Genomic DNA, 8,127 nt, shown 5'->3' on the forward strand with positions numbered 1-8,127 from the left:
TCTCCATTGGCACCCTTGACCTCGACGATTTCTCCGTGCCGATCCGTCGATTCGACGGTTCGGCCCCGGATGACAATCCGATCACCTTGCACTGCGTTCATCGTGGATCACCTCCTTAGACCCACGAGCCTACGTAGGGTCACCGTCGCGCGGAAGGGTCGGCGAAGCCCTTGCGGGACGCTCCCGGCGAAGCCGCAGGTTCCCTTGCGCTGCGGGCGTTCCACCGATAGGAGTGGTGCATGGACACCGCCGACACGCCGCGCCCTTCTGAGTTCTGGGACCAGTTCTACAGCGAGCGCCACCGGGTGTGGAGCGGGAAGCCCAACGCGTCGCTCGTCCGGGAGATCAGCATGGTCGCCCCCGGACGGGCCCTTGACCTCGGGTGCGGGGAGGGGGCGGACGCCCTCTGGCTCGCCGCGCGCGGCTGGACGGTCACGGCGGTGGACATCTCCGCCGTCGCCCTCGATCGCGCCGCGCAGCACGCTGAGGAGGCCGGCGTCGCGCAGCGGATCACCTGGCTGCGCCGGGATCTCACCGAGTGGACGCCGGAAGGCGAATTCGATCTCATTTCGGCCGAATTCCTCCACTCCCCCATCGAGCTGCCGCGCGAGCTGATCCTGCGCCGCGCGTCCGAGGCGGTGGCTCCGGGCGGGCTGCTGTTCGTCGTGGGGCACGTCGCGTTCCCGCCGTGGTCCCGGCACGGGCACGACGAGGCCGAGCAGGCACAGCTTCCGACGGCGGAGGAGCTCGCGGTCTCGCTTGGCCTCCGCGCCGACGCATGGGAGGTCGAGACGAGCACCTCCGACGGCCGCGAGGTGACGGGCCCCGAGGGGCAGATCGCCATCATGACGGATGCGGTGCTCAAAGCCCGGCGCCGCTGATCCAACCGGCAGAACGGGACCAAAGAAGGGGAGCTTTTCGGACTACCCTCAAAAGGGCAGCTCCCCCGATTTCTTCAGAGGTGAACAGGCATGGCAATGGCGGTGGTCGCCGCGGTGGTCTTCGTGTGGCTCGGGATGGTGCTCGCGATCTCGTTCCTTGAGGCGCCCCTCAAGTTTCGGGCGCCGGGCGTCACGATCGAGCTCGGCGTGGGGATCGGGCGCCTGGTCTTCCGGACGCTGAATCTTGCCGAGTGCGCGCTGGCGGTCGTCGTCATCGTGTGCCTCGCGGTCCTCGGTGGCCGCACGCCAGGGCTCGCGGTGGCACTCACGGCGCTGCTCGCCGTCGTCCTCGTGCTCGACGTCGCCGTCCTCCGCCCACGCATGGACCGCCGCTACACGAGGGGGAACGTGAGCGACAGCATGCCCCGGCACAGCCTGCACCTCTGGTACGTGGGCCTCGAGCTTGTGAAGGTCGCGGCGCTGGTAGTGCTGGGGCTGACGGCGCTTTCGCGGCTGGCAGGCTGAGAGGCACCACGGTGAGAAGTACGACGACGGCGAGCGCCGCCGAGCTGGTGGACCTCGCCGCCGCGCTCGCTGCTCCGGGCGAGCGGGCGATTCTGGGCATCACCGGCGCGCCCGGCGCCGGCAAGTCGACGCTCGGGGAGCGGATCGTCTCGGCGCTCGGCCCTGATCGGGCCGTCCTCGTGCCGATGGACGGCTTCCATCTAGCCAACTCCGTCCTCGCCTCCCGCGGGCTCCGCAACGTCAAGGGCGCGATCCAGACGTTCGACGACGCGGGCTACGCTGTGCTCCTCGAGCGCCTCCGGGGCCAGCTGCCCGGCGAGACCGTGTACGCGCCGAGCTTCGATCGGGCGCTCGAGGAGGCCATTGCGGGCAGCATTCCCGTGCCGGCCGAGGTGCCCCTCGTGGTCACTGAGGGGAACTATCTCCTCGCCGATTCGGGCGCGTGGCCGCGGGTCCGCGCGTCTCTCACCGAGTGCTGGTTCCTCGACGCGGACCCCGAGCTGCGCAGGGAGCGCCTCGTGGCCCGGCACGTCGCTTTCGGAAAGGCTCCCGACGACGCCCGGGCCTGGGCGCTCGGCTCCGACGAGGAGAACGCCGTGCTCATCGAGGCGCTCGCGTCCCGGGCGGATCGGATCGTCCGGATCGCCTGAGCTCAGCGGGGCGCGATGACTGCCTGCCGCTGGGTGCCGAGGTGGTCGATGCCGAGTTCCACGACGTCGCCGGGTTTGAGCCAGATCGGGGGCTTGTGGCCCATGCCGACCCCGGGCGGGGTTCCGGTGTTGATGAGGTCGCCGGGTTCGAGGACCATGAACTGGCTCAGGTGGTGGACGATGAAGTACGGGTCGAAGATCATCGTGGCGGTCGTGCCCTTCTGCCGGGGCACGCCGTTGACCTCGAGCCACATCTGGAGGCTGTTCACGTCCGGAATCTCGTCGGTGGTCGCGAGCCAGGGGCCGCACGGGTTGAACGTCTCCGCGGACTTGCCCTTGGACCACTGGCCTCCGCGTTCCATCTGGAATGTCCGCTCGCTGACGTCGTTGACGAGGACGAAGCCGGCGATGGCGTCCTTGGCGTCCTCGACGGAATCGAGGTAGCTGGTCCTCCTGCCGATCACGACGCCGAGTTCGACTTCCCAGTCGGTCTTGGTCGAGCCGCGGGGGATGCGGACGTCGTCGTTCGGGCCCACGAGCGTGTTGGGTGATTTCGTGAAGAGGATCGGCTCCTCCGGCACGGGATTCCCGGTCTCGGCGGCGTGGTCGCTGTAGTTCAGGCCGATGCACAGGATCTGGTGGGGACGCGCGATCGGTGCACCGATCCGCTCGCCGCCGAACGCCGTCGTCCGCCCTGCGGCGACCCGGTCCTCGACAACGCTGGCAAGCGACGACAGCCCGTCACCGCCGAAGAATGCCTCGTCGAAGTCTTGGACGACGTCGGAGACGTCGACGTAGTGGGTCTCGTTGATCCGCACGGCCGGTTTTTCGGCGCCGGGCGCGCCGATGCGCATGAGCTGCATGGGTCTTCTCCTGCTGTCAGAGGTCGATGCCGATGTATTTCTCTTCGAGGAATTCCAGGATTCCCTCTGAGCTGCCCTCGCGGCCGAGGCCGCTCTGCTTCATCCCGCCGAACGGCGCGGCGGGATCGCTGAGGACGGCGCGGTTCACGGCGACCATGCCCGCGTCGAGCCGCTGAGCCACCGCCAACGCCTGCGCGGTCTCGCCGTACACGTAGGCGATGAGGCCGTAGATCGTGTCGTTGGCCATGCGGACGGCGTCGTCGACGTCGTCGTACTCGATCACCGAGGTGACGGGGCCGAAGATCTCGGTGCGCGCGATCGGGCTCTCGTGTGACACACCGGAGAGCACGGTGGGGGCGTAGAAGGCGCCTTCCTCGAAGGCGCTGGCGCCGGTGACCACCGAGGCCCCGGCCGCGACAGCCGCGTCCACGAGCTCGGCGACTTTGTCCCGCTCGTGGATCGAGACGAGCGCGCCGAGCTGGTTCTCGCGGTCGATCCCCGGCCCCACGCTCCAGCCCTCGAGCTCGGAGGCCATGCGGGCGGCGAAGTCCTCGGCGAGGGACGAGTGGACGTAGAAGCGGTTGGCGGCCGTGCAGGCGGAACCGCCGTTGCGCATCTTCGCCACGAGGGCGCCCTCGACAGCGCGGTCGAGGTTGGCTCCGGGGAGGATGACGAAGGGGGCGTTGCCGCCGAGCTCCATCGATGAGCTCACCACGTTGTCCGCGGCCTCGTGCAGGAGGATGCGGCCCACCTCGGTGGAGCCGGTGAAGCTGAGCTTGCGGACGTCGGGGTGGTGGAGCATGCGGGCGATCGCCGGGCCGGTGGGCACCGGGGTGACGAGGTTGACGACGCCGTCCGGGACCCCGGCGCGCTGGAGCGCGTGCACCACGCGGGTCGCCGTGAGCGGGGTTTCGCGGGCGGGCTTGAGGATCACGGTGCAGCCCGCGGCGAGGGCCGGGGCGATCTTGCGGGTGGCCATGGCCGCAGGGAAGTTCCAGGGCGTGACGAGGAGCGAGACGCCGATGGGCTGGTGGGTGACCACGATGTGCTTGTCGCCGCTGGGCGAGAGCCGGAAGTCCCCGCGGACGCGGACGGCCTCCTCGGCGAACCAGCGGAAGAACTCGATCGCGTAGTTCGCCTCGCCGAGGGCATCCGCGTAGGACTTGCCGTTCTCGAGGACGATCGTCTCGGCCAGCTCCTCCTTCTCCTCGGTGAGGATCTCGAAGGCGCGCCGAAGGATTTCGCCGCGTTCCCGGGGCGGCGTCGTCGACCATGAGGGCAGTGCGGCGGCGGCGGCCTCGACGGCGGCGTCGCAGTCGATCTCGTCCGCCGCGGCGAAGGACGCGAGCAGGCTGCCGTCGGCGGGGTTGATGACGGGGAACCGGCTGCCTGTGGCGCCCGGGGTCCAGCGTCCGTTGATGAAGAGGTCGGAGATGAAGGTCATGCTCGGGTTTCGCTTTCGTGTGCGGTGGCGGCAGAGGCTGCGAGTTCTTGGTGTTCGCCGCGGTACGCGGCGCGCACGATCCTCTGCAGGTTCTCCTCGGTGGGCTCGAGGTTGGAGTTCGCGACGAGGCGTCGGACAGTGAGGGAGAGCTCCACGACGTGCTCGAGGTCCGACTCGGCGACGCCCATCGAGGCGAGACCGCGCGGGAGCCCGATGCTGTGCATGAGGTCGGTGATCTCGCGGACGGCGGCCTCGGCCGCCTCCTCGGCGCTGCCTCCGCCGACGCCGAGCGCCTGCCCGATCTCGGCGAGCCGGGCCGCGTCGGTCGGGAGGATCGCGCGGAGCACGTAGGGCAGCATCATGCCGGTGCCCACCCCGTGGGGAGTGTGTGTCAGGGCGCCGACCGGGTACTGGATGGCGTGCGAGAGGTGGGTCCCGGCGGTGCCGAACGCCATCCCGGCAAGCAGGCTCGCGTAGGACATCTCGGCGCGGGCCTCGAAGTCGTCGCCGTGCTCGACGGCGCGGCGGAGCGAGCGGCCGATGAGGCCTATCGCCTCGAGCGCCAACGACGAACTCAGCAGGTTCCGGCCCACGAACACCGGCAGCTGCGAGCCCCATTCCGGCGTCCGCGGCTGGGCGGTGTAGGCCTCGATCGCGTGGACCAGGGCGTCGGCGCCGGAACTCGCCGTGACCGAGGGCGGCGCGCCGACGGTCAGGCGGGGGTCGACGACGGCCGCCCGCGGAATCAGGTGCGGGCTCGAGATGCCGACCTTGAGCTCGCGCTCGGGGTCGGCGAGCACCGCCACCGGGGTGACCTCGCTGCCGGTTCCGGAGGTCGTCGGCACGGCGACGAGCGGCAGCACCGGCCCCGGCACGAGGTTCTCGCCGTAGAACCGGTTCATCGGCGTCCCGTGCGCGAGGCCCAGGGCCACGAGCTTCGCCAGGTCCAGCGCGCTCCCTCCCCCGAAGCCGACGACGACGTCCGGCGCCGCCGCGCGGGCCCGCTCGACGGCGGCCTCGACCTCTGCGACCGGCAGCTCCGGCACGACGTGCGAGTCCACGGTGGCGGTGACCCCCAGCGCTTCCAGCCCTTCGAGCAGCTCCGAGAAATACGCGGTCGAGGCCAGGAACGGGTCACAGACCACGAGGGCGCGCTGGCCCAGGCGGGCGACGGCGGTCGGGATGCTCGCGCGCGCTCCGTCGCCGAAGGCGATGGAGTCGGGGAGGCGGAGCAGTCCGAAGGAGTGGGAGACTGCAGCTTCAGTGTGGGCGGTGTCAGTCATGAGCGAGTGTTCCTTCCGCGTAGGCCAGGGCTCGCAGCCAGACCTCGCGGTCGATGCGGATGCCGTTGGCGAGGTGGGCGTCCCGGGCACGTCGGGCCCGGTCGCCGGGGATGTCGACGGGGGCGGCGACGCCGGTCTGCCGCACTTCGTCGAAGTACTGTTCCAGAAGCGGGAGCATGCCGAGGAGTCCCAGCCGTTCGAGGCTCACGCAGATCAGCAGGTCACCCTTGGTGGCAGGCAGCTCAGTGTCGAGCGTCCCCACCACCTCAGTGCCGAACGCCGTCGCCGTGAGCACGCCGACCATCGCCTCGAGCGCGATGCCGAGCGCGTAGCCCTTCGGGCCCCCGAAAGGCGAGATCGCGCCGCCGTCGACCGCTGCCCGTCCGTCGCTGGTCGGGCGCCCGAAGGAGTCGACCGCCCAGCCCTCCGGAAGCGGCCGCCCCGTCGCCGCGTAGTCGATGACCTTGCCCATGGACACCGAGGCGGTCGACATGTCCAGGACGAGCGGCTCCCCCTGCGAGGGCACGCCCAGGCCGATCGGGTTCGTCCCGACGGTGGCCTTGCGCCCTCCCCAGGCGTGCACCAGGGCCTCGCTCGTGGTGAGGAGCAGGGCCACCAGCCCGCGCTGGGCGATCGCCTCGACGTAGGGGGCGAGCATCCCGATGTGGCTCGAATTCGAGATGGCGGCCAGGGCAATCCCGGTCTCCTCGGCCCGCGCAACAGCCTCGTCGATGGCCCGCTGGGCCACCACGGGGCCGAATCCCCGCTTTCCATCGATGCGCAGAACCGCGGGGGCAATCCATGTCAGCTCGGGCGCGGCATTCGGGTCGATGAGGCCATTCCGCATTCGCTCAATGAGAACTCTCAGACGGCGAATGCCGTGCGATGCATGGCCGCGCAATTCACCCTCGACGAGATTCGCCGCCTGAATATGGGCATTCTCCGGCGAAGCCCCATGAGCGGTGAGTGCGGATTGGATAACGTCATGCAGTTCATCGGGACTTATCACGCTGCTATTCGCAGCGGTTTGATTTTCCGTTGTTTTCACGGGCCCTCCCTCGGTACGCTTGCTCGATCATGTCTTCAGGCAAGGAGTCCGCGCATGCCCCGTCCCGCAGAGCAGGACGCTGGTTCTGCATCATCGCTCTCGAGGGGCCTGGCGCTGCTCGATCTCTACACGTCCCCTGACCAGGTGCTGAGCATCAGCGAGATGGCACGGCGCTCGGGCATCCCGAAGTCGACGGCCCATCGGCTGGTCCTCGACCTCATCGAGTGGGGAGCGCTCGAACGGCGCACCGGCGGGATGGCGCTCGGCGTCCGGCTCTTCGAGCTCGGTTCGCTCGTCCCCTCCTCCAACACGTTCCGCGAACTCGCGCTGCCTTTTGCGCACAACCTCAACGAGGTCACCAAGCTCACGAGCAACCTCGCCATCCGCGAGGGCAACGAGATCCTCTACATCGAGAAGATCACCACCCGAACCCTCAAGGTCCCGCACTCCCGGGTCGGCGGCCGGGCCCGGATGCACGCGACGGCGCTCGGCAAGGCCATCCTCGCGTTCAGCGACCCCGAGTTCGTCGATTCCGTCCTGTCAGGCGAGCTCAGCCAGCAGACGCCCAGGACGATCACTGATCCCGATGCCCTCCGGCGGGAGCTCGAGATCGTCCGCGCGGAGCGGGTCGCCTACGACGTCGAGGAATCCCGCCTCGGCCTCTTCTGCGTCAGTGCCCCCGTGTTCGCCGGCCCGGGGGGCGCCATTGCGGGCGCCATCTCGGTCACCGGCGCCACCGAGCTGGCCATCGCCAAGCGATATGCGCCGGCCGTCCTGGCCACCGCGATGGCCCTGACCAGCGCGCTCGGATCCCCGAAGCGTCCCCTGCGCGTCCGGACTGCCTGACTGCCGTCCCGCTCCCCGGGACGGGACCTGCCAGCGAGTCGCGGACCGGCGTATTCATGAGTTCGGAGCCACTTAGATGTGGCGGCGAACACACAAAGGAGTGACCCGCGTGACTGAGATGCAAAACGCGACGGCCGGAATGGCATCGGCGCTGCAAGACCTCACCAGCGAAGAGAAGAAGCGGCTCATTCGGAAGGTCATCCTCCGACTCGTGCCGATTCTCGCTTTCGCCTATTTCTTCAATTCCCTCGAGAAGACCAATATCAGCCTTGCGGCCCTGCAGATGAACAAGTCGCTGGGCCTCACCACGGCCGCATTCGGGCTAGCGGCCGGCCTGCTCTTCGTGGGCTATGCGGTCTTCGAAGTCCCGAGCAATCTGCTGCAGTATCGGGTCGGCGCCCGGAAATGGATCGCCCGCATCATGATCACGTGGGGCATCGTGGCCGCGGCCACGGGCTTCGTGAACGGCGAGGCGAGCCTCTACGTCATGCGCTTCCTGCTCGGCATTGCCGCGGCCGGCTTCTATCCCGTGGTAATCCTCTACTTCCCGCTGTGGGTGCCGCGGCAGTATCGCGGCACGATGCTCT

At 69.3% G+C, this 8,127-nt stretch carries 10 protein-coding genes; 5 read left to right on the forward strand and 5 right to left on the reverse strand.

Features of this window, described 5'->3' with window-relative positions; all coding sequences use genetic code 11:
- Positions 1 to 101, reverse strand: a 101-nt coding sequence (locus ACTHL9_RS02085; protein WP_440517015.1) for a DUF1918 domain-containing protein, incomplete at its 3' end; no start/stop codon positions are given.
- Positions 102 to 239: 138 nt separating this feature from the next.
- On the opposite strand from ACTHL9_RS02085, the gene ACTHL9_RS02090 reads away from it, so the two are divergent.
- The 3 genes from ACTHL9_RS02090 to ACTHL9_RS02100 all read left to right on the forward strand — a co-directional run bounded on the left by ACTHL9_RS02090 (position 240) and on the right by ACTHL9_RS02100 (position 2,056).
- Complete coding sequence (locus tag ACTHL9_RS02090; RefSeq protein WP_440517004.1) at positions 240 to 881, forward strand: SAM-dependent methyltransferase; 642 nt, start codon at positions 240 to 242, stop codon at positions 879 to 881.
- Between the two features lie 90 nt (positions 882 to 971).
- Positions 972 to 1,406 (forward strand): hypothetical protein, encoded by a 435-nt coding sequence (locus tag ACTHL9_RS02095; protein ID WP_440517005.1) that lies wholly within the window; start codon positions 972 to 974, stop codon positions 1,404 to 1,406.
- Positions 1,407 to 1,417: 11 nt separating this feature from the next.
- Complete coding sequence (locus tag ACTHL9_RS02100; protein ID WP_440517007.1) at positions 1,418 to 2,056, forward strand: nucleoside/nucleotide kinase family protein; 639 nt, start codon at positions 1,418 to 1,420, stop codon at positions 2,054 to 2,056.
- A gap of 2 nt (positions 2,057 to 2,058) precedes the next feature.
- On the opposite strand, the gene ACTHL9_RS02105 is transcribed toward ACTHL9_RS02100, so the two are convergent.
- Genes ACTHL9_RS02105 through ACTHL9_RS02120 form a run of 4 tightly spaced genes read right to left on the reverse strand, consistent with a single transcriptional unit; the run spans position 2,059 to position 6,694 of the window.
- On the reverse strand, positions 2,059 to 2,919 hold the full coding sequence (locus ACTHL9_RS02105; protein ID WP_440517008.1) for a fumarylacetoacetate hydrolase family protein: 861 nt from the start codon (positions 2,917 to 2,919) through the stop codon (positions 2,059 to 2,061).
- Positions 2,920 to 2,935: 16 nt separating this feature from the next.
- Positions 2,936 to 4,363, reverse strand: a complete 1,428-nt coding sequence (locus ACTHL9_RS02110) for an NAD-dependent succinate-semialdehyde dehydrogenase (RefSeq protein ID WP_440517010.1) — start codon at positions 4,361 to 4,363, stop codon at positions 2,936 to 2,938.
- Positions 4,360 to 5,646, reverse strand: a complete 1,287-nt coding sequence (locus ACTHL9_RS02115; RefSeq protein ID WP_440517011.1) for an iron-containing alcohol dehydrogenase — start codon at positions 5,644 to 5,646, stop codon at positions 4,360 to 4,362. The genes ACTHL9_RS02110 and ACTHL9_RS02115 overlap by 4 nt, the downstream gene beginning before the upstream one ends.
- Positions 5,639 to 6,694, reverse strand: coding sequence for an Ldh family oxidoreductase (locus tag ACTHL9_RS02120; protein WP_440517012.1), 1,056 nt, complete (start codon positions 6,692 to 6,694; stop codon positions 5,639 to 5,641). Before ACTHL9_RS02120 ends, ACTHL9_RS02115 begins: the two co-directional genes overlap by 8 nt.
- A 54-nt stretch (positions 6,695 to 6,748) precedes the next feature.
- Between ACTHL9_RS02120 and ACTHL9_RS02125 the strand changes: the two genes are divergently transcribed.
- Positions 6,749 to 7,540 carry an IclR family transcriptional regulator gene (locus ACTHL9_RS02125; RefSeq protein ID WP_440517014.1) on the forward strand — a complete coding sequence of 264 codons (792 nt, stop codon included), beginning with the start codon at positions 6,749 to 6,751 and terminating at the stop codon, positions 7,538 to 7,540.
- Positions 7,541 to 7,658: 118 nt separating this feature from the next.
- A partial coding sequence (locus ACTHL9_RS02130) for an MFS transporter (protein WP_440517016.1) occupies positions 7,659 to 8,127 on the forward strand: 469 nt, incomplete at its 3' end.

The organism is Sinomonas sp., from assembly GCF_051955515.1.
Taxonomy (GTDB): domain Bacteria; phylum Actinomycetota; class Actinomycetes; order Actinomycetales; family Micrococcaceae; genus Sinomonas.